Source organism: Streptomyces sp. NPDC045968 (assembly GCF_056430475.1).
In genome coordinates this window covers 375,633-395,428 of the sequence record NZ_JBWKLF010000004.1, presented here as the reverse complement: position 1 = coordinate 395,428, position 19,796 = coordinate 375,633, and the positions used below count along the sequence as shown (strand labels likewise).

23 protein-coding genes are annotated in these 19,796 nt (G+C 71.0%); 12 read left to right on the top strand and 11 right to left on the bottom strand.

Features of this window, described 5'->3' with window-relative positions:
• Nucleotides 1-79 precede the first annotated feature (79 nt).
• Nucleotides 80-709, top strand: a complete 630-nt coding sequence (locus AC07FA_RS14665) for a CGNR zinc finger domain-containing protein (RefSeq protein WP_479075650.1) — start codon at nucleotides 80-82, stop codon at nucleotides 707-709.
• Here the strand turns inward: AC07FA_RS14665 and sodX are convergent.
• Nucleotides 613-1,050 (bottom strand): nickel-type superoxide dismutase maturation protease, encoded by a 438-nt coding sequence (sodX, locus tag AC07FA_RS14660; protein WP_479075648.1) that lies wholly within the window; start codon nucleotides 1,048-1,050, stop codon nucleotides 613-615. The two genes, AC07FA_RS14665 and sodX, sit on opposite strands and share 97 nt — an antisense overlap.
• Before the next feature lie 181 nt (nucleotides 1,051-1,231).
• Here sodX and sodN point away from each other — a divergent pair, with 181 nt between their 5' ends.
• The gene (gene sodN, locus AC07FA_RS14655; RefSeq protein WP_479075646.1) at nucleotides 1,232-1,627 is read left to right on the top strand and encodes a superoxide dismutase, Ni; all 396 of its coding nucleotides are present in this window, start codon (nucleotides 1,232-1,234) and stop codon (nucleotides 1,625-1,627) included.
• A 154-nt stretch (nucleotides 1,628-1,781) separates the two neighbouring features.
• Here sodN and AC07FA_RS14650 read toward each other — a convergent pair whose 3' ends face one another.
• The 4 genes from AC07FA_RS14650 to AC07FA_RS14635 all read right to left on the bottom strand — a co-directional run bounded on the left by AC07FA_RS14650 (nucleotide 1,782) and on the right by AC07FA_RS14635 (nucleotide 5,192).
• Nucleotides 1,782-2,663: an NmrA family NAD(P)-binding protein gene (locus tag AC07FA_RS14650; RefSeq protein ID WP_479075645.1), complete on the bottom strand. Its 882-nt coding sequence runs from the start codon at nucleotides 2,661-2,663 to the stop codon at nucleotides 1,782-1,784.
• Entirely contained in the window at nucleotides 2,660-3,010 is a 351-nt protein-coding gene (locus tag AC07FA_RS14645) for a DUF952 domain-containing protein (protein WP_479075644.1), read from the bottom strand. Before AC07FA_RS14645 ends, AC07FA_RS14650 begins: the two co-directional genes overlap by 4 nt.
• A 116-nt stretch (nucleotides 3,011-3,126) precedes the next feature.
• A complete protein-coding gene (locus tag AC07FA_RS14640) occupies nucleotides 3,127-4,116 on the bottom strand; it encodes an NAD-dependent epimerase/dehydratase family protein (RefSeq protein WP_479075642.1) in 990 nt (329 codons plus the stop codon).
• 122 nt (nucleotides 4,117-4,238) lie between these two features.
• Nucleotides 4,239-5,192 carry a LysR family transcriptional regulator gene (locus AC07FA_RS14635; RefSeq protein WP_479075640.1) on the bottom strand — a complete coding sequence of 318 codons (954 nt, stop codon included), beginning with the start codon at nucleotides 5,190-5,192 and terminating at the stop codon, nucleotides 4,239-4,241.
• A 304-nt stretch (nucleotides 5,193-5,496) separates the two neighbouring features.
• Here AC07FA_RS14635 and snpA point away from each other — a divergent pair, with 304 nt between their 5' ends.
• Entirely contained in the window at nucleotides 5,497-6,162 is a 666-nt protein-coding gene (gene snpA, locus AC07FA_RS14630; protein WP_479075639.1) for a snapalysin, read from the top strand.
• A 139-nt stretch (nucleotides 6,163-6,301) separates the two neighbouring features.
• Here the strand turns inward: snpA and AC07FA_RS14625 are convergent, their stop codons facing one another.
• The 4 genes from AC07FA_RS14625 to AC07FA_RS14610 form a co-directional block, all read right to left on the bottom strand.
• Nucleotides 6,302-6,970 (bottom strand): DUF6304 family protein, encoded by a 669-nt coding sequence (locus tag AC07FA_RS14625; RefSeq protein WP_479075638.1) that lies wholly within the window; start codon nucleotides 6,968-6,970, stop codon nucleotides 6,302-6,304.
• Between the two features lie 173 nt (nucleotides 6,971-7,143).
• A complete protein-coding gene (locus AC07FA_RS14620) occupies nucleotides 7,144-7,740 on the bottom strand; it encodes a GNAT family N-acetyltransferase (RefSeq protein ID WP_479075637.1) in 597 nt (198 codons plus the stop codon).
• An 81-nt stretch (nucleotides 7,741-7,821) separates the two neighbouring features.
• Nucleotides 7,822-8,865: a family 2 encapsulin nanocompartment cargo protein polyprenyl transferase gene (locus AC07FA_RS14615; protein WP_479075636.1), complete on the bottom strand. Its 1,044-nt coding sequence runs from the start codon at nucleotides 8,863-8,865 to the stop codon at nucleotides 7,822-7,824.
• A 138-nt stretch (nucleotides 8,866-9,003) separates the two neighbouring features.
• Nucleotides 9,004-10,410, bottom strand: coding sequence for a family 2B encapsulin nanocompartment shell protein (locus AC07FA_RS14610; RefSeq protein ID WP_479075635.1), 1,407 nt, complete (start codon nucleotides 10,408-10,410; stop codon nucleotides 9,004-9,006).
• Nucleotides 10,411-10,587: 177 nt separating this feature from the next.
• Between AC07FA_RS14610 and AC07FA_RS14605 the strand changes: the two genes are divergently transcribed.
• The 4 genes from AC07FA_RS14605 to AC07FA_RS14590 all read left to right on the top strand — a co-directional run bounded on the left by AC07FA_RS14605 (nucleotide 10,588) and on the right by AC07FA_RS14590 (nucleotide 13,928).
• Nucleotides 10,588-11,034, top strand: coding sequence for an RrF2 family transcriptional regulator (locus AC07FA_RS14605; RefSeq protein ID WP_479075633.1), 447 nt, complete (start codon nucleotides 10,588-10,590; stop codon nucleotides 11,032-11,034).
• A gap of 45 nt (nucleotides 11,035-11,079) precedes the next feature.
• Nucleotides 11,080-12,276, top strand: coding sequence for a globin domain-containing protein (locus tag AC07FA_RS14600; RefSeq protein WP_479075631.1), 1,197 nt, complete (start codon nucleotides 11,080-11,082; stop codon nucleotides 12,274-12,276).
• A 142-nt stretch (nucleotides 12,277-12,418) separates the two neighbouring features.
• Nucleotides 12,419-13,009 (top strand): N-acetylmuramoyl-L-alanine amidase, encoded by a 591-nt coding sequence (locus AC07FA_RS14595; protein ID WP_479075630.1) that lies wholly within the window; start codon nucleotides 12,419-12,421, stop codon nucleotides 13,007-13,009.
• A 22-nt stretch (nucleotides 13,010-13,031) separates the two neighbouring features.
• Complete coding sequence (locus tag AC07FA_RS14590; RefSeq protein WP_479075628.1) at nucleotides 13,032-13,928, top strand: 1-aminocyclopropane-1-carboxylate deaminase/D-cysteine desulfhydrase; 897 nt, start codon at nucleotides 13,032-13,034, stop codon at nucleotides 13,926-13,928.
• On the opposite strand, the gene AC07FA_RS14585 is transcribed toward AC07FA_RS14590, so the two are convergent.
• A complete protein-coding gene (locus tag AC07FA_RS14585) occupies nucleotides 13,925-15,526 on the bottom strand; it encodes a Na+/H+ antiporter (protein WP_479075626.1) in 1,602 nt (533 codons plus the stop codon). The genes AC07FA_RS14590 and AC07FA_RS14585 overlap by 4 nt on opposite strands.
• Nucleotides 15,527-15,561: 35 nt before the next feature.
• On the opposite strand from AC07FA_RS14585, the gene AC07FA_RS14580 reads away from it, so the two are divergent.
• The 3 genes from AC07FA_RS14580 (at nucleotide 15,562) to AC07FA_RS14570 (ending at nucleotide 17,417) form a co-directional block, all read left to right on the top strand.
• Nucleotides 15,562-15,822 carry a UBP-type zinc finger domain-containing protein gene (locus AC07FA_RS14580; RefSeq protein ID WP_479075625.1) on the top strand — a complete coding sequence of 87 codons (261 nt, stop codon included), beginning with the start codon at nucleotides 15,562-15,564 and terminating at the stop codon, nucleotides 15,820-15,822.
• A gap of 231 nt (nucleotides 15,823-16,053) precedes the next feature.
• On the top strand, nucleotides 16,054-16,467 hold the full coding sequence (locus AC07FA_RS14575; RefSeq protein ID WP_003966375.1) for an ATP-binding protein: 414 nt from the start codon (nucleotides 16,054-16,056) through the stop codon (nucleotides 16,465-16,467).
• Nucleotides 16,464-17,417, top strand: a complete 954-nt coding sequence (locus AC07FA_RS14570; protein ID WP_479075623.1) for an RNA polymerase sigma factor SigF — start codon at nucleotides 16,464-16,466, stop codon at nucleotides 17,415-17,417. The genes AC07FA_RS14575 and AC07FA_RS14570 overlap by 4 nt, the downstream gene beginning before the upstream one ends.
• Nucleotides 17,418-17,443: 26 nt before the next feature.
• On the opposite strand, the gene AC07FA_RS14565 is transcribed toward AC07FA_RS14570, so the two are convergent.
• Nucleotides 17,444-17,821: a hypothetical protein gene (locus tag AC07FA_RS14565; protein WP_479075942.1), complete on the bottom strand. Its 378-nt coding sequence runs from the start codon at nucleotides 17,819-17,821 to the stop codon at nucleotides 17,444-17,446.
• A 213-nt stretch (nucleotides 17,822-18,034) separates the two neighbouring features.
• On the opposite strand from AC07FA_RS14565, the gene AC07FA_RS14560 reads away from it, so the two are divergent.
• A complete protein-coding gene (locus tag AC07FA_RS14560) occupies nucleotides 18,035-19,003 on the top strand; it encodes a diacylglycerol/lipid kinase family protein (protein WP_479075622.1) in 969 nt (322 codons plus the stop codon).
• A 319-nt stretch (nucleotides 19,004-19,322) separates the two neighbouring features.
• The gene (locus AC07FA_RS14555) at nucleotides 19,323-19,580 is read left to right on the top strand and encodes a WhiB family transcriptional regulator (RefSeq protein WP_003953983.1); all 258 of its coding nucleotides are present in this window, start codon (nucleotides 19,323-19,325) and stop codon (nucleotides 19,578-19,580) included.
• Nucleotides 19,581-19,796: the final 216 nt, after the last annotated feature.

Below are 19,796 nucleotides of genomic sequence, written 5' to 3'. Positions count from 1 at the left end.
CGTAATACCCAATTGCCGCGACCACCTATTACACTGGTCTCGATGCATCGACCTTAGACCGACGCCGTAAGGACTACAAGTGGAACTGGCCTATTACTCGGACTACGCCGTGCGCCTGGTCAACACCGAGGAGCCGGCCCGCAACAAGGACGGCCTCACCTCGGTCGATGCCGTCCGTGAGCTCTTCGGCGCGAACGCCCAGGCCGCCCGGCGCGCCACCGACGCGGACGTGACCCGGTTCCGGTCCGTACGGGCACGGCTGCGCGCGGTCTTCGAGGCGGCCGACGGCGGCGACGAGACCCTCGCGGTGGACCTGCTCAACTCACTGCTGCTGGAGTTCCCGGTGAGCCCGCAGATCTCCGGCCACGACACCCGGGACGAGGACGGCAAGCCGGACTGGCACATGCATCTGGCCGACCATCCCTCGAACGCGACGGCCGGTTACGCCGCGATCGCGGTGATGGGCCTCGCCTTCCACCTCACCTCGCACGGCGTCGACCGGCTCGGCCTGTGCGAGGCCGTACCGTGCCGCAACGCCTACCTCGACACCTCGACCAACCGGTCACGGCGCTACTGCTCGGACCGCTGCGCGACCCGGGCCAACGTGGCCGCCTACCGGGCCCGCAAACGCCTGGAGACCGAACGGTCGGCGGATACGGGCCTCAGCGCGGACGCCGCCCAGCCCAGCACGCGGAGCACCGACCTCTGATCCTTCTTCAGCGGCCGGAACCGGGCCCGCGCCCGGGCCAGCACCAGCTCCTCGGGCACCGCCCCGTAGTCGGTGCTGTCCCCGCCCGCGAACGTGTTGTCACCGAGCACCCACCAGCCTGCCCCGCGGCGCTCGGCGGCACGCTTCACGACCAGCAGATCCTGCTGGAACGGATGCCGCAGGATCACCACGTCCCCCGGACGCACCGGCGCTCCGAACTGCACGAGCAGCCAGTCCCCGTGGTAGAGCGTCGGCACCATCGAAGGCCCCGTCACCTCGACCACCTGGAACCGCGCCCGCGCGGCCCGTCCTCGCCCCGGCCCCTGTGTCAGCCCCGGCATCTCCCTGGCACCTCCCGGTCCGTCCTCCAGTACACGCCACGCACGGCGCTCCGTACATTCGGCCACTGGTCCCATCCTCACCCTGGACTTTTGGCCTAAGCCCATGGGGGCACCCGCAAAAACCCGGGTCTCACGGAGTAATGTCCCACCTGAGAAGACGATCACGAGGAAGGACAGCTCCATGCTTTCCCGCCTGTTTGCCCCCAAGGTGAAGGTCAGCGCACACTGCGACCTGCCCTGCGGTGTGTATGACCCGGCCCAGGCCCGCATCGAGGCGGAGTCCGTCAAGGCCGTCCAGGAGAAGTACCAGGCCAACGAGGACGCGGACTTCCGCACGCGCGCCATCCTGATCAAGGAACAGCGCGCCGAGCTCGCGAAGCACCACGTCTCGGTGCTCTGGAGCGACTACTTCAAGCCCCCGCACTTCGAGAAGTACCCGGAGCTGCACCAGCTGGTCAACGACACCCTGAAGGCGCTCTCCGCGGCCAAGGGCTCGAACGACCCGGCGACGGGCCAGAAGGCTCTGGACCTGATTGCCCAGATCGACGCCATCTTCAAGGAGACGAAGAAGGCTTGATCACCTTCCCCTGAACCCCGCGGCTCCGCCGCAGGTCGATCGGGATGCCGGAAGGGCCCAACCGCTTCAGGCGGTTGGGCCCTTCCGTGTTACGCCGACGGGGTGACCGGGCACGCATGAGTCCGGTCGGGGCCCCGCCGCGAGAGGACGGCCGTCAGCCGTTGACCAGCAAGTGCCGGTAGCTGTCCGGGTTCTCGTCCAGATAGGTGGCGAAGCTCTTGGCGGGGTGGCCGGTGAGGGCCGGCACGGCGTCCGAGACCGTGGCCATCTCGCCGGCCGCGATCGCCTCGTACGAGGTCACCCAGCCGGCCACTTCCCAGTCCTCGGCACCGTACGAGGCACGGGAGGCGTACGCCTCCTGCGTGGTCTCGGGGACGTACCGGACCGGCCGGCCGGTGCGGCGGGCGAGTTCTTCCGCCGCCTCGGCGAGCGTGAACGCCTCGGGTCCCGTGAGGTCGTGGACGGCGCCGTCGTGGGTGGTGCCCTCGTCGAGCAGTACGGCCGCGGCGGCGTCGGCGATGTCCTCGTGCGCGACCGCCGCCACCCGGCCGTCGCCGCCCGGGCCCCGCAGGACGCCGTCCGCGCTCGTCATCGCCGGGAGCGCGGCGAGATACCAGCTGTCGCGCAGGAAGGTGTGGCGCACATCGGCCACCCGGATGTGCGCCTCGGTGTGCCAGTGGTCGCGCGCGAAGGTGAACGTCGCGTCGGGGGCCGCGCCGAGGAACGACACGTACACGATCCGTTCGACGCCCACCGCCACCGCGGCGTCCACGGCCGTGGTGTGTTCGCGTACACGGTCCGGGCTCTCGTGCGCGGAGACGAGGAAGAGCGTGTGCGCTCCGTCGAGGGCGCGGCGCATCGCCTCGCCGTCGCCGTAGGGGGCGGCCGGGGCCGCGTCGGCGCCGGGCAGGTCGGGCAGCCTGGACGGGTCGCGGCCGAGGAGCCGGACGGGGACGCCGGTCCGGGCGAGCCGTCTCGCCACCCGTCCGCCGACCGCGCCGCTCGCACCGGTCACCGCGATGAGGGGGCCGTTCACTGGAGGTCGTTGTCCTTTCCTTGCCAGGGGAGCACGTCCACGACCGCGTCCACCGGGAGCGGCCCGTAGAGGTGCGGGAACTCCACGCCACCGGGCGCCATCGCCTCGTACCGCACGGGCGCCGTGAGCCGGCCGGTGTCGATGACCAGCACCACCAGGTCCTCGCCATCGTCCCCGTACAGCGCCTTGGCCACGCCGGCGAGCTGATGGGGCAGCGAACAGTGGATGAAGCCCTCCTCCTGGAGGGTCCGGCCGCGCGTGGACATCTCGTACGTCCCGGTTTCGCGGGCGGCCTCCCAGAGGGGTGCTTCGGTGAGGTGCAGCAGGTGCTGAGACGGTGGGGCCATCGGGCCACGCTAGCGGCCCGCCGACGCCCGCGCCGCGACGCGGGCTGCGCGCCGCGGCGAATGCCCCTCCGTCGGCCCCCGGCCGGCCCGTCCCGTCGCCCGCCCGGCCCGCCCGCTCAGCCGGCCAGGAGCCTCGTCTCCAGTCGCGGGTCGAGGCCGACCTGCGGGCGGTCCGGCCGCTGCGGCGCCGTGCCGCCCTGCTCGACCAGCCACGTCCAGGTGTCGGCGACCGTCTCGCCCACCGGCCGGCAGCGCAGTCCGGCCGCGTGCGCCTTGGTGACATCGCCCTGGTGCAGGGTGTCGTACAGCTCCCCGGCGGGCAGCCAGACCGGCAGGTCGCTCCAGGGCTCGACGCCCGCCGCGAGCAGCGTGCCGGGGTCGGTCCACCGCAGGTCGGCATCGGAGCCCGTGACCCGTACACAGGTGTCGAGCAGCTCGCCCATGGTGGTGTGGCCGGGATGACTGACGGTGTTGTACGGGCCGTGCAGGCCGTTCGCCGCGGCGTCCAGGAGCCAGCTCGCCAGGTCGCGGGCGTCGATGTACTGGAGGCCGGCATCCCGGGGCCCCGGTGCGATCACCGGGCCGCCGCGGGCGATCCGTCCCAGCCACCAGGGCAGTCGGCCGATGTTCTCGCCCGGACCGATGATGAGCCCGGCCCGCGCCAGCAGGGCGCGGTCACCGAACGCATCGAGCGCGGCCAGTTCGCCGCCCCGCTTGGCCAGGGCGTACGAGACGTCTCCGCCGGCGTCGGGCGAGGCACCGTCCACCAGGGGGCCGTCCTCCGCGAGACCGGCCGGGGCGGGGTAGTCGTACACCGAACGGCTGGACACGTACGTGTAATGCCCCGCCCGCCCGGCCAGCAGCCGGGCGGCGTCCCGGACGGCCGAGGGGGCGCCGCTCCAGGTGTCGACGACCAGGTCCCAGCTCCCCTCGGCCAGCGCCGCCAGGCCGCCCTCCGTGGTGCGGTCGCCGGTCAGGACCGCCGCGCCGGGCGGCGGCGCGTGATGCCCCCGGTGGAACACCGTGACCTGCCACCCCCGGTCCAGCGCCTCTTCGGTGACGGCGCGTCCGACGAATTCCGTACCACCCAGTATCAAGAGCTTCATACGGCGACTCTGCGGGGCGGGCGGCCGGTTGGGAACGGTGCCTCGCTACGGGCAGAATCCGCGTGTCGCACGACGGTTCGTGCCGTAGGGAACCGGGCGCCGCGCAGGTCCGCGGCCGTGTGTCAGTGCGCGCGGGCGAGCGGGCTGCGGTGGCGCACGAGCCACTGGTGGTAGGAGGCCGCCCGCCGGGCCGCTTCACGGTAGGCCGCCTCCAGTTCGCCGTACACCACGGCCGTGTCGGTTTCCGGCCGGGAGACCAGCAGCAGGCGTACGCCGAGGGGGTCGTCGCGGATCGGGCGGATCGCCATGTCCTCGCGCGGCCCGGAGGTGGGCTGGCAGGGGGCGACCACCTCACCGATGACGACGAGGGAGGCGGCGGTGAGGTAGTCGCCGTGCAGGACGGGCGGATCGAGCCCGGCGGCGCCGAGGACTCTCCGTACGCCGTCCCACTCGCCGTCCACCGTGGGGTCGACCATCCACCGGTCGGCGGCCAGGTCCCCGAGGTCCACGACCGGGCAGGCGGCCGCCGGGTGGTCCCGGGCCAGCGAGATGAACTGCGGTTCCCGGTCGAGGAGCACGTGCTGGCGCAGACCGTCCGGAACGGCGAGCGGACAGCCCTCCACCTCGTGCACGAAGGCGACGTCGAGGCGGCCCGCCTCGACGCTGCGGAGCAGGGCGTGGGCGGAGACGTCGACGCGCAGCGAGATGTCGGTGCCGGGCAGCCCGGCCCGGAGTCCGCGCAGCCAGCCGCCGATGACACGGCTCGCGGTGGAGCCGATGCGCAGGAGCGGGCCGCCCTCCCTGGCCGCGTCGGCTTCCGCCAGGGCTTCGCTGACGAGTGCGCTCATGCCGTCGACGAGGGGGCGGGCACGGCTGAGGACGGACCGGCCCAGCGGGGTCGGCCGGCAACCGGTGCGTTCGCGGCGGAACAGTTCGGCGCCGAGGGTGTTCTCGATCCGCCGCAGCTGAGTCGTCAGGGAGGGCTGGCTGACGCCGAGCTGCCGGGCCGCGCGGTGCAGGCTTCCCGTGTCGGCGATGGCGCAGAGCGCCCTGAGGTGCCTCACCTCAAGCTCCATGCTGTGAGGGTAGGGCGGCCGCGCCAGGTCGCACCAGACGTCCCAACCGCACCAAAGGGCGGCAATTCAGCGACTGTTGGGGCGACGGCCCGGCGGAGGTCGTGTGGGGTCGGTGTGCGGACGATAGGGCGGTGCTATCGCCGGTTGACATCATCCGCACTGGCCCCGCGTGCCTCCACACTCTCTCCGTACCGCACCCGTACCGAGTCCGCACACCGGACAGGTTCGCCCTCCTGGCCGGCCTGACGATGTGCCGGACGCCAATTCAGCGGACGGGTTCATCGGACAGCTAGGAGAGCCCCCCATGAGACACCTCCGCACCTCCTTCGCATCGGCTGCCGTCGGCCTCGGCCTCGGCCTCGTCGCCGCCCTGGGCACGACTCCCGCGACCGCCGCCGCTCCCCCCACCACCACCTCGTCGACGGCTGCGCAGGGTTACGCCGCGTACGCCGGATCGAGTGAGAACGCCGCCGCGAACCGGGCGTTCTTCGAGGCCGTCATGAAGTCCGTCGCCGAGAAGCGGGCCGCCAACCCGGGCGCCGCTTCGGTCACGGTCGTCTACAGCGCCGCCAACGCGCCGACCTTCCGCAACCAGATAGCCACCAGCACCCGGATCTGGAACGGCTCGGTCTCCAACGTCCAGCTCCAGGAGGGCTCGAACGCCGACTTCGCGTACTACGAGGGCAATGACTCCCGAGGTTCGTACGCGAGCACCGACGGTCACGGCAGCGGCTACATCTTCCTGGACTACCGGCAGAACCAGCAGTACAACTCGACGCGCGTCACGGCCCACGAGACCGGGCACGTGCTCGGCCTTCCGGACCACTACACCGGGCCGTGCAGCGAGCTGATGTCCGGCGGCGGCCCCGGCACGTCGTGCACCAACGCCTATCCGAACGCCACGGAGCGCTCGCGGGTGAACTACCTCTGGCAGAACGGCTTCGCGGCCGCTCTGGCCGACGCGTCCTGACGGCCGCGCCGTGGTCCTGACGGCCTCGCCGTTGCTCTGACGGCCTCGCCGTCGTCCTGACGCGAGGGGCCTCTCCTGGTCGGGAGCGGCCCCTCGTGGGCGGGAGCGCGTCCAGGCCCTGGCGCGCTCCTCGTCCGGATCAGGCGTGCTCCAGGGGGAACGCGCCCCGGTGCCCGGTGCCCGCCCCTTCCGCCGGCCGGGCCTCGAACTCCCGGCAGCTCCAGATCTCCTGGACGAAGCCGGTACGCCGGTCCCACAGCTCGGCGACGTCTCCGCCGTCCGCGGCGCCGCGGTACTCGTCCTTGACCTCGCGGAAGCAGGCAAGAGCACCGGAGAGTCCGCGGACCGGCACGGGGAAGTAGTCGGAGAACGCGCAGGCGATACAGGTCTGGAGGCGAATCCCCTCCGGGAGGACGCGCTGGATGGTGGCGAGGGCCGCCGCGAAGTCACCTGCGGCGCGGGCCGATTCGTACACCGCGCCGTCCAGATGCAGCGCGAGCGCCAGGTCCGGGTCGGAGCGGCGCAGCGACAGCAGGCAGCTGAGCGTGGCCTGCCGGAGAGTGCCGGTCACGAGGACCGGGAGCGGGAGATCCCACTCCAGTACGCAGTCGTCGAGCACGCCGTCCGCCAGGGTGAACTCCGCACCCTCCGGCGGAACGCCGGCCACGGGACCGAGGCCGTCGAAGCTCTCGCCCTCGAAGTCCACACCTCTGATCCGGATGCGGAGTTGTTGTCCGTCCGTGGTGAGAATGACGGCAGCGGAGCCGTGACGGTCCCGGTACCAGCCTGCCCACGACTCATCTGTCATGAGCAGGGACTGTAGCCCGTATCCGGCGCCGCCTCGGTGGCACCCTCCGCTTCCTTCCCGGCGGCGCCGACCTGCGGTCCGGCCGACCGGTCCCGACTTCCGCCGGGCGGGCCGTCGGGCGCGTTGCCGGGCGGGTCTTCGGGCGGTCGCTGGGCGGGACTTCAGGCGGGTCTTCAGGCGGGCCGGGGTTCACGCCACATGGGCCACATCGACGGCCCGTCGGGCAGATCGACCGTCCGGCCCATGAAGGTGAAGCCCAGCCGCTCGTAGAGCCCGCGGCTCCGCTCGCTGCTCGCCTCCAGATAGGCCGGGACCCCCTCGCGGTCGCACCGCTGAAGGACCTCCTCGATCAGGGCGGCCCCGAGACCCTCCCCCTGGCGCTCGGGGGACACCCCGATCATCAGCAGGTACTCATGGGCGCGGTCGTGCGGATGGACGGCGCCCGTCAGCCTCCCTACCAGTTCGGCCCTTTCGTTGTCGGGGTCGGCGGTCTCCCGCATCAGCGCGGGGGTGGGGTCCTCCTCCTCGGGCGCCCCCGCGGGCACTGTCAGCCACAGGGCGGCGGCCGTGCCGTCCTCCAGCAGATCGATGTGGCCCTCGTCGAGCGCGGCGTCGACGAAGACGCCGAGGAACCTGCCGTGCACCGCACGGCGGTGCTCCTCGTCCGGGAAGACCCAGCTGCTCACGGGGTCGTTGTGGAACGCCTCGTCCAGAATCCTCGCGACCTGATCCCGGTCCCGCTCGTCCGCCTGCCGCATTCGTACGCCCATGCCCGGCTCCCGCCCCGTCCCGTCCGACCTCAACCGTCCCGCCGCATCCTAGAGTTGGGCCGGCCAGGCGGTTGCGCGAGGTCAGTGCGTCCGGCGGGTGACGAACTCCGCGAGGGCCAGCAGGTCCCCGGCCGAGGCCAGATCGGGAACCGCCCGCGAGAGATGGTGGACGGCCCGCGCCATCCGGTCCCCCGCACAGATCTGCGCCCAGTCCCGCCCGCCGGCCCGGTCCACCGCGTCGGCCGCCCGGCTCACCTCGCCGGGGGTCGTCATGGGGCCCCGGTAGAGCGCGGCCAGTTCGGCGGCGGCCGGAGTGCCGGAGGTGAGCGCGGCCACCACCGGAAGCGACTTCTTGTGGGCGACCAGGTCCGCGCCGACGGGCTTCCCCGTACGGGCCGTGTCGCCCCAGATGCCGATCAGGTCGTCGATGAGCTGGAAGGCGAGTCCCGCCTCGCGGCCGAAGCCGTCCATGCCACCGACCGCCCGCTCGTCCGCCCCCGCGTAGAGCGCGCCGAGGGCACAGGCACAGCCCAGCAGCGCACCGGTCTTGGCCGTCGCCATGGTGAGGCACTCGTCCAGCGAGACGTCGTCCGGTCCGCGCTCCTCGAAGGCACAGTCGGCCTGCTGCCCGGCACAGAGCTCGATGACGCAGGTGGAGAGCCGCGCCGAGGCCCTCGCGGAGGCCGGGTGCGGATCGTCCGCCAGCAGTCGCTGGGCGAGAGCGAGCATGGCGTCGCCCGTGATGACGGCGTCCGGGACACCGAAGACCGCCCAGGCGGTGGGCCGGTGACGGCGGGTGGCGTCCTCGTCGATCACATCGTCGTGGAGCAGGGTGAAGTTGTGCGCCAGCTCCACGGCGACGGCGGCTCTCACGGCACGGTCCGGGTCCCCTCCCATCGCGCGTGCGGCGGCGAGTACGAGCGCGGGTCTGATGGCCTTGCCCGCCTGTCCCGAGGCGGGACTGCCGTCCGCGTTCTCCCAGCCGAAGTGGTACATCGCGACCCGCCGTATGCCACCGGGCAACGACTCCACGGCTGAGCGCAGATGCGGATCGACGGCGCTGCGGGTGCGCTCCAGGAGGACTGCGGCCTCATGGCCTTCCGTCGCGGCGTCCGTACTCGTCATGGTCACGGTCTCTCCTCTTGAGTCGCCCATCGGGCTCCACCGGGTGCCCGGCCGCCGCCGCGGCCGGGCACCTCGGTGGATGTGTGCGGTGTGGCGGGGTGGAGGGCCCGGACGCCCCCGTCCGGGCCCTCCCAGGGGTCACCGCCAGCGGCTGACCTCGACGTTCTCCAGCACGCCGAGGGCGTCCGGCACGAGGATGGCCGCGGAGTAGTAGGCCGTGACGAGGTACGAGATGATCGCCTGCTCGTCGATGCCCATGAAGCGGACCGACAGGCTCGGCTCGATCTCGTCCGGGATGCCGCTCTGCTGGAGTCCGACGACGCCCTGTTCGGCTTCGCCGGTCCTCATGCAGATGATGGACGTGGTGCGGGCGTCGGTGACGGGGATCTTGTTGGACGGGAAGATCGGCACCCCGCGCCAGGCCGGCACGTGGTGTCCGCCGATCTCCACGCTCTCCGGCACCAGACCGCGCTTGTTGCACTCACGGCCGAAGGCGGCGATGGCCCGCGGGTGGGCGAGGAAGAGCTTCGAACCGCGCCGGCGGGACAGCAGCTCGTCCATGTCGTCGGGGCCGGGGGCCCCGTCGTGCGGCTGGATGCGCTGGCCGTAGTCGCAGTTGTTGAGCAGTCCGAACTCCCGGTTGTTGATGAGCTCGTGCTCCTGGCGCTCGCGCAGCGCCTCCACCGTGAGCCGCAACTGCTGCTCGGTCTGGTTCATCGGCTGGTTGTAGAGGTCGGCGACCCTGCTGTGGACCTTCAGCACGGTCTGGGCGACGCTCAGCTCGTACTCCCGCGGCGCCGAGTCGTAGTCGACGAACGTGTGCGGGACGACCGGCTCCCCGACATGGCCGGCGGAGAGGTCGATCGCCGCCTCGCCGTAGTGGTTGGTGCGCTGGTGCGGGATGGAGAGCAGCCCCGCGAGGTGGTCGCGGAGCGAGTCGGCGCGGGCCGCGAGGTTGAGCACGTCGGAGCGTCGCAAGGTGAGCAGGGTGCAGGCGGTGACGGCCCTGGCCGTGTACTCCCAGTTGGCGTCGCCGTCGATCAGGGAATGGTCGCCGAAATAGGCGCCGTCCGCGAGGACGCCGAGTACCGTCTCGTCCCCGTAGAGCCCGGAGCCGATCTTCTCGACCTTGCCGTGCGCGAGCAGGAAGACCCGGTCCGCCGCGTCCCCGGAGGCTGCGAGCACCTCCCCCGGCTCGACGTCACGCTGCTCGCACCGCCGTGCCAGTTCGGCCAGCACCTCCTCGTCGCCGAACTCGCGCAGCGCGGGCAGTTCACCGAGCTCGGCGGGGATCACCGTGACCCGGTCGCCGGTCTGCACAAAGGTCACACGGCCGTCACCGACGGAGTAGCTCAGCCGGCGGTTCACCCTGTACGTACCGCCCTGTACCTGCACCCACGGCAGCATGCGCAGCAGCCACCGCGAGGTGATCTCCTGCATCTGCGGCGCGGACTTGGTGGTCGTCGCGAGGTTCCGCGCGGCCGCCGTGCCCAGACTCTGCTGCGGCGGGACCTGCGTGTCGCGAACCTCTTCACCAACGGACATCTGACGGTCCTCTCGATAAGGGCTGACCTGTGCGAAAAAGCCTTTCAGCAGGAGCGGTCGACGCGCCATTACACAAAAGAGTGCGACTAATCCCCCTTCGGCGGGGCATGTTGCGTACCGTCGCCGCGCGTCCCTTTTAACTTGCATCTGAGATGCAAGTTATCTAGCGTGAGCGCCATGCGGCTGACGAGATTCACCGACGTGGCCCTGCGCGTTCTCATGCGGCTGGCCGTCGCGGAGACCGACGACCCGCCGACCACCCGCGAGGTGGCGGACACCATGCGGGTCCCGTACACCCACGCCACCAAGGTGGTCGCCAGGCTCCAGCACCTCGGCCTGGTCGACGCACGGCGCGGCAGGGGCGGTGGTCTCGCCCTCACGGAAACCGGACGTACGGCGTCCATCGGCGCGCTCGTACGGGAGCTGGAGGGCCCTGACGACGTGGTCGAGTGCGAGGGCGGCGCCCCGTGCCCGCTCCGCTCGGCCTGCGTGCTGCGCGGCGCCCTTCGCCGGGCACAGGAGGCCTTCTACGCCTCGCTCGACCCGCTCACCGTGACCGAACTCGTCTCCACGCCCACCGGACCGCTGCTGATCGGCATCAGCAGCGGCCCGGTCCGGGACTGACACTCCGCCTCCCCCACTTCAGACCCCGCACCCAGGAGTTCACCGATGCTCTCCGACACGTCGACCGTCACCGTCCGCGCCACGCTGCCCGCTGTGGGAGCGGCCGTCGGAGACATCGCGGACCTCTTCTACCGGAAGCTGTTCGACGCCCACCCGGATCTGCTGCGTGACCTCTTCAACCGGGGCAACCAGGCGTCCGGCGCGCAGCGCCAGGCGCTCGCCGGATCGATCGCCGCCTTCGCCACGCACCTCGTCGAGCACCCGGACACCCGGCCGGACGTGATGCTGAGCCGCATCGCCCACAAGCACGCCTCGCTCGGCGTGACGGCGGCGCAGTACAAGGTCGTGCACACCCACCTCTTCGCCGCCATCGCCGAGGTGCTCGGCGAAGCGGTCACCCCGGAGGTCGCAGCCGCCTGGGACGAGGTCTACTGGCTGATGGCCAACGCCCTGGTCGCCGTCGAGGGACGGCTGTACGCCCAGCAGGGCGTCGTGGCGGGGGACGTCTGGCGCGCGTGGGAGGTGGTCGGGCGGACCGAGGAGACCGAGGAGGTCGTCACCTTCCGCATCCGTCCCGCCGACGGCGCGCCCGCACCCGCCTTCCGGCCCGGCCAGTACGTCTCCGTACAGGTGGAACTCCCCGACGGAGCCCGGCAGATACGCCAGTACAGCCTGTCGTGCGCCCCGGGTTCACCGCTGCGCTCGATCACCGTCAAGAGGGTGCGCGGCGGTGACTCCCCCGAGGGTGAGGTCTCGCGGCACCTGCACGCCCACACCCGGCCCGGTGACCGGCTGCGCGTCTCCGTCCCCTACGGGGACCTGGTGCTCGACGCCATCGACGCCCCGCTGCTCCTCGCCTCGGCGGGTATCGGCTGCACCCCGATGCTGTCGATGCTGGACCACCTGGCGTCCACCGGTCACCGTGCACCCGTCACGGTCGTGCACGGCGACCGGTCCCCCGCCACCCACGCGATGCGGTCCGAGCACGCCCTGCTCACCGGCCGACTCCCCGACGCGGCCGCGCACTTCTGGTACGAGAACCCCGGGCCCGGTCACCCCGCCGACCGCACGGGCCTGGTCGACCTGACGGAGCTCGCGGTCCCCGCCGGCACCCACGCGTACCTCTGCGGCCCGCTGCCGTTCATGCGCACCGTCCGCGCCCAGCTGCTGACCAAGGGGCTTCCCGCGGCGGACATCCACTACGAGGTGTTCGGACCCGACCTGTGGCTCGCCCAGGGCTGAGCACGGACGGGGCGATTCCGCAGGCTGCTCGCGGATTCTGTCCGAATCGGCTCGCACGCTGTCCGAACAGATGGTCCGCCGGGCCCGGTTCGGGTACAAGCCCTGTACGGCACTCTCCCCCCATGCGCAAAAGGAGTCGGCCATGTCCTCACCCATGTCCGCGAGCAGCTTCCTCAACGCCCTGAAGGACGAAGGGCTCACTGTCGTCCAGGTCGGCGACTGGCGTACCCACAACCGCAACCACAAGGGCCCCTGGGGGCCGGTGCACGGCGTGATGATCCATCACACGGTGACCAAGGGCACCGCCCGCACGGTCGAGATCTGCCGTGACGGCTACGCGAGCCTCCCGGGCCCGCTCTGCCACGGCGTGATCGCCAAGGACGGCCGGGTCCACCTGGTCGGCTACGGGCGCGCCAACCACGCCGGTCTCGGCGACGACGAGGTCCTGCGTGCCGTCATCGCAGAGAAACGTCTTCCCTCGGACAACGAGGCCAACACCGACGGGAACCGGTACTTCTACGGATTCGAGTGCGAGAACCTCGGCGACGGCAAGGACCCCTGGCCCGCCGTCCAGCTCGAAGCCATCGAACGGGCGGCGGCAGCGGTCTGCCGCTATCACCACTGGGGTGCCCCGTCGGTGATCGGCCACCGGGAGTGGCAGCCCGGCAAGGTCGACCCGCGCGGCTTCTCCATGACCTCCATGCGGGCCCGTATCCACGAACGCCTGAAGTGACCCGCTGCGGGACAATGCACGTGTGCCCCCTGAAACACCCGGTACGCCCCGGCTGCGACCGGCCCTCCCCTCACCGCTCGTGCAGGCCGGGGACGAGCGCTTCGCGCGCCGGGGCGTACAGCTGCTGCTCAAGCGCGACGACCTGATCCATCCCGATCTGCCGGGCAACAAATGGCGGAAGCTCTCGCTGAACCTGGCCTCCGCCGCCGGCCGTACCGTGCTGACCTTCGGCGGCGCCTACTCCAACCACCTGCGCGCCACGGCCGCCGCCGGGCGGCTGCTCGGCTTCCGCACCGTCGGCGTGGTGCGCGGCGACGAGCTGGCGCACCGGCCGCTCAACCCGTCACTCGCCCAGTGCGCGGCCGACGGCATGCGTCTGCACTTCGTGGACCGGGCCACGTACCGCTCGAAGACCGATCCTGACGTCCTGGGCGGGCTGCTGAGCCTCTTCGGGGAGTGCAGTGTCATCCCGGAGGGCGGCAGCAACGCGCTGGCCGCACAGGGCTGCACAGCGCTCGGGCACGAACTGCGCGGCCTGACCGACGTGGCCGCGGTCGCCTGCGGGACCGGCGGCACCCTCGCCGGCCTCGCCGCCGGTCTCGGGCCGGGTCAGCGCGCCCTGGGTGTCCCGGTCCTTCGCGGCGGCTTCCTCGGGGAGTCGGTACGGAGGTTGCAGCAGGAGGCGTTCGGCGGGCCCGCAGGGCAGTGGTCGCTGGACGAACGGTTCCACTTCGGCGGCTACGCCCGTACGCCCCCGGAGCTGCACGCCTTCGCCGACGACTTCGAGGACCGGCACGGGCTGCGCGTCGAGCGGCTCTACGTGGCCAAGCTCCTGTACGCGCTGACCACGCTCACCGAGGAGGGCGCGTTCGCCCCGGGCACCCGCGTGACCGCCGTCGTCACGGGCGCGCCCTTCTAGGCGTCGTCCGTCTCGCGGTAGGCCGCCGCCTCCTCCAGGTCGAGCCGGCGCAGCAGCGTGCGCATCATCTCGTCGTCGATGCGGCGCTCGTCCCTCAGCCGGACGAACACCTCGCGTTCGGCGTCGATCATCTCGCGTGCGAGCCGCCGGTAGGTGTCGTCAGCGGACTCCCCGGTGACCGGGTTGGCCGCGCCGAGCCGCTCCCAGACGGCGTTGCGGCGGCGCTCCAGGACCGTGCGCAGCCGGTCGGCGAGCGGTCCGGGCAGACAGTTGCTCCGGTCGGCGAGCATGTCGTCCAGGCGGGCCTCGGCGGCCGTGGACGCCTGGCTCTGGGCCTGCGCCTCGGCCAGCGTCTCCGCCCGCAGGTCCCGCCCCGGGAGCTTCAGCACGCGCACCAGGAGCGGCAGCGTCAGGCCCTGGATGACCAGGGTGCCGATGACGGTCGTGAAGGTCAGGAACAGCACCAGGTTGCGGGCCGGGAAGTCCTCGCCGTCGTCCAAGGCCATCGGGATGGAGAAGGCGATGGCGAGCGAGACGACGCCCCGCATCCCCGCCCAGCCGACGATCAGGGGCGCTGTCCAGTTGGTCTCGGGCTCGCGCTCCCTGATGCGTCTGAACAGCCACCGCGGCAGATAGGTCGCCGGATAGACCCAGACGAAGCGCACCACGACGACGGCGAGGAACACGGCGAAGGCGTACCAGAGCGCCTCACCCACGCTGTACGTTCCGAGGCCCTTCAGTACGAAGGACAGTTGCAGGCCGATCAGCGTGAAGACGACGGACTCCAGGACGAAGGCGACCATCTTCCAGACCGCCGCCTCCTGGAGACGCGTCGCGAAGTCGACCTGCCAGGAGCGGTGTCCCAGGTACAGGGCGACGACGACCACCGCGAGGACTCCGGAGGCGTGCACCCGCTCCGCCGCCGCGTAGGCCACGAAGGGGATCAGCAGGGACAGGGTGTTCTGGAGCAGGGCTTCCTTCAGGTGCGTACGGAGCCAGTGCAGCGGCACCATCAGCAGCAGACCGACTCCCACCCCGCCGACCGCGGCCAGCAGGAACTCACCGATCCCCGCGCCCCAGCTGACGCCTTCGCCGACGGCCGCGGCGACGGCCACCTTGAAGGCGGTGATCGCGGTGGCGTCGTTCACCAGGGACTCGCCCTGGAGGATCGTGGTCACCCTGGCGGGCAGCCCCACCCGGCGCGCGATCGCCGCGGCCGTGACGGCGTCCGGCGGGGCGATCACCGCGCCGAGCACCAGGGCGGCGGTCAGCGGGAGACCGGGCACCAGCAGATAGGCCAGCCAGCCGACCGCGAGTGTGGCGAAGAGCACGTACCCGACCGACAGCAGGGCGATCGGCCGGACGTTGGCCCGCAGATCGAGGTACGAGCTGTCCACCGCGGCCGTGTAGAGCAGCGGCGGCAGGAGCAGCGGCAGCACGATGTGCGCGTCCAGGGTGTACGTCGGCACACCGGGCAGGTACGAGGCCAGCAGCCCCACGACGACCAGCAGCAGCGGGGCGGGCACGGGGGTCCTGCGTGCGGCCCCGGCCACCGCGGCACTGGCCGCGACCAGTGCCACCAGCGGCAATGCGTCCATCTCACGGTCCTCACATCCGTCGTAACCTGCACATCATGAGTGAGTGCCCGCATCTTCAGGAACTTCCGCACCCCGAGCCCGTCCCGCTCAGTGAGACCTGCACGGAATGCCGGGCGGTCGGCAGCCACCCCGTGCAACTGCGGCTCTGTCTCGTCTGCGGGCACGTCGGATGCTGCGATTCCTCGCCGCTGCGGCACGCGACGGCACACTTCGAGGAGACCGGTCACGCGGTGATGCGGAGCTTCGAAGCGGGCGAGAGCTGGCGTTGGTGCTTCGTGGACGGTTCGATCGTCTGACGTCTGGGTACGTCAAACCGGCGCCGGTTCTTCGCAATTGACCGCCGCAGACCCCTAGCCACTGTGCGTACTCATGGGCTTACCATGAGTGACGACCATCGGGTGGGGTCTCGGCGACACGGCATCATGGATCGCGATAGCGTCGCCGAACCAAGAACCAACGACGGACCGCATGGCTTCGGGCCACCCTCCCGGAGCCTCGAAAGAGTTTGTGCCACCTTGGAGGTGAGGGTGTCCCAGATCGCAGGCGAGCCCGGGAATCAGGACTTCGTAGAGGTCCGGCTGCCCGCTGCGGGTGCCTACCTGTCGGTGCTGCGAACGGCCACGGCCGGTCTCGCAGCGCGTTTGGACTTCACTCTCGACGAGATCGAGGATCTTCGTATCGCGGTCGACGAGGCCTGCGCGATCCTGCTTCAGCAGGCCGTGCCGGGTTCCGTCCTCAGCTGCGTGTTCCGGCTCGTCGACGACTCACTCGAGGTGACGGTGTCGGCACCCACGACGGACGGCCGCGCCCCGGAGCGCGACACCTTCGCCTGGACGGTGCTCTCGGCACTGGCCGGAAAAGTCGACTCCACGGTGGCGGATGACCGTACGGTCAGCATCAGCCTCTACAAACAGCGCGGCGCGGGACCCGGGCCGGCGTGAGCGACGGGAACGGGGACGGACCTGTGCGGGACGAGACGATCCGCCCCGGGGTGGTGCGCGCGACAGGCATCCCGGAGCAACAGGCCAGGCCGCATCCGGAGGACGGGGCGGACGGGACGCAAGGCCGTACGGCCGCGGTGGAGCAGTCGCAGGCAGAGCGGACGGTCCAGATGAGCGAGCACGGGCATCACGATCCACGCGACCGCAGCGCGGCGCGGGCACTCTTCATCGAGCTGCGGGAGCTGCCCGACGGCTCGCCCGAGAAGGCGGAGCTGCGCAACCGGCTGGTGCGGATGCACCTGCCGCTCGTGGAGCACCTGGCCCGCCGGTTCCGCAACCGCGGCGAGCCGCTGGACGATCTCACCCAGGTCGCCACGATCGGTCTGATCAAGTCGGTGGACCGGTTCGACCCGGACCGCGGCGTGGAGTTCTCGACGTACGCGACCCCGACGGTGGTCGGGGAGATCAAGCGCCACTTCCGTGACAAGGGCTGGGCCGTACGGGTGCCGCGGCGCCTCCAGGAGCTCCGGCTCTCGCTGACCACGGCCACCGCCGAGCTCTCCCAGCAGCACGGCCGTTCGCCGACGGTGCACGAGCTGGCGGAGCGGCTGGGCATCTCCGAGGAAGAGGTCCTGGAGGGCCTGGAATCGGCCAATGCCTACAGCACGCTGTCGCTGGACGTCCCGGACACGGACGACGAGTCCCCGGCGGTCGCGGACACGCTGGGCTCGGAGGACGAGGCGCTGGAGGGCGTCGAGTACCGGGAGTCGCTGAAGCCGCTGCTGGAGGACCTTCCGCCGCGCGAGAAGCGCATTCTGCTGCTGCGCTTCTTCGGGAACATGACCCAGTCGCAGATCGCGCAGGAGGTCGGCATCTCGCAGATGCACGTCTCGCGCCTGCTGGCCCGCACGCTCGCGCAGCTGCGCGAGCGCCTTCTCGTCGAGGAGTAGGCCCGGCCTGGAGTGAGTCCCGGGGCTCAGGCGTCGGGGGTCGTACGCGGCCCCCGGATGCCCAGTGCCTGCGTGGTCGCCGGGTTGAGCAGCAGCACCAGCGCGGTCACGGCGACGGCCGCGAGCGCGATGCCCGCGGGGATGAGCGCGCCCTGCGAGCGCAGCAGCGTCCAGGCGACCGGCAGCGCCATCAGCTGGGTGATGAGCGCGGGCCCGCGGCTCCAGCTGCGCCGCAGCAGCAGCCCGCGCGCGGCGACCAGCGGAATCAGGCCAAGTGCGACGAGCGTGAGCCCGCCCATCTCCGCCTGCTGGGGGCTGTCGGGCCGGCCGAGCAGTCCCATGACCACCATGTAGATCCCGCCGACGAGCAGCGCCGCCCCTTCGAGGGCGTTGAGTCCGGCCACGGCGGCGATCCTGCCCGGCTTCTCCGGCCCGGCCGGCGGCGGGGAAGAGGGCGTGTTCTCCTGAATGCTCACGCTATGCAGGTTGGCATCCTTCCCGGCCGGAAGTGAAGCCGGGGTCCTGGCGCGCCGCCGGCATTCACCGCCCGTCACCGAGCGTGAGCGCAGGGGTGCGCGACTTCTGGCCGGTACCTCGCGGTAGGTAGTCTGGCGGACATGCGCGCACTCCTCGTGGTCAACCCAGCTGCCACCACTACCAGTGCGCGGACGCGCGACGTGCTGATTCACGCTCTGGCGAGCGAGATGAAGATCGAAGCCGTGAGCACGGAGTACCGCGGGCACGCCCGCGACCTGGGCCGACGGGCCGCGGACTCCGACGACATCGACCTGGTGGTCGCCCTCGGGGGTGACGGCACGGTCAACGAGGTCGTGAACGGGCTGCTGCACAAGGGACCCGACGTGGACAACCTGCCGAGCCTGGCCGTGGTCCCCGGCGGCTCCACCAATGTCTTCGCGCGCGCCCTGGGCCTCCCCAACGACGCCGTGGAGGCCACCGGCGCCATTCTGGACGCCCTCGCGCAGCGCAGTGAGCGCACGGTCGGTCTGGGCCTCGCGGCCGGCACACCGGGCACGGAGGACGAGTCCGTGCCGGAACGCTGGTTCACTTTCTGTGCCGGTCTCGGATTCGACGCGGGTGTGATCGGCCGGGTCGAACAGAAACGCGAACGCGGCAAGCGTTCCACGCACGCGCTCTATGTGCGTCAGGTGGTCCGCCAGTTCCTGGAGGAGCCCCACCGGCGGCACGGACTGATCACGCTCGACGTGCCCGGGCAGGACCCCGTCACGGACCTCGCGCTGTCCATAATCTGCAACACCGCCCCCTGGACCTACCTGGGCAATCGCCCGATGTACGCCTCTCCGAAGGCGTCCTTCGACACGGCCCTGGACGTGCTCGGTCTGAAGCGTCTCTCCACCCCCGCGGTCGCCCGTTACGCGACCCAGTTGCTCACGTCGAGCCCGGAGAAGGGTCCACACGGCAAGCACGCGGTTTCACTTCACGACCTCACCGACTTCACCTTGCATTCAAAGGCCCCACTGCCCTTCCAGATGGACGGTGACCACCTCGGACTGCGTACGAGCGTGACGTTCACAGGCGTACGCCGTGCACTGCGTGTGATTGTGTGAGTAGAAGAGCCCAAAGTCCTTTAACTCGAACGTTTGGGCTGGCCCCCACCCCATGGAAGTACGGCTGTGACCTAGCCGACACCGAGGAATCAAAAAAAACTTTCCAGAAGGGGTTGTATCCGCCGCCGAGGTTTGCGAATCTCTACATGGCGATCGGGACGGCCCGCAACACCGGCCTCCACTGAGAGCCAGAACCCCTCCTCACTGACAAGACCACAACCAGTTCATCTGGAAGTCGGCCCTGTGTCTGCGGGGGGATTCGTGAAAGCGTTCACATTCACAAGCAACAAGCTTGAAATACCAAGGAGAGGTAGCAGCCATGGACTGGCGTCACAACGCCGTTTGTCGTGAGGAAGACCCGGAGCTGTTCTTCCCCATCGGCAACACCGGTCCTGCGCTGCTGCAGATCGAGGAAGCCAAGGCCGTCTGCCGTCGCTGCCCCGTCATGGAGCAGTGCCTGCAGTGGGCGCTCGAGTCCGGCCAGGACTCCGGCGTCTGGGGTGGCCTCAGCGAGGACGAGCGCCGCGCGATGAAGCGCCGTGCCGCTCGCAACCGGGCGCGTAACGCCAGCGCCTGACCGACGCCCCCCGCGAGCCTCAGCCCGGCGGCGCGTACAGAGCGTACGCACAGCCCCGCCTTCGAGTCGCAGCGCGCAGTACCCCGTAGCGCATCGCAACGTGCACCAAGCAGTGGGGGCGGAGGAGGGACAAGGGGCGGGGGCCATGAGGGGGGTGGGGGGGTGGGTGGGCAAGAAGAAAGGGGGGTACAGGGGGAGATGGGGGTGCTGATCCTG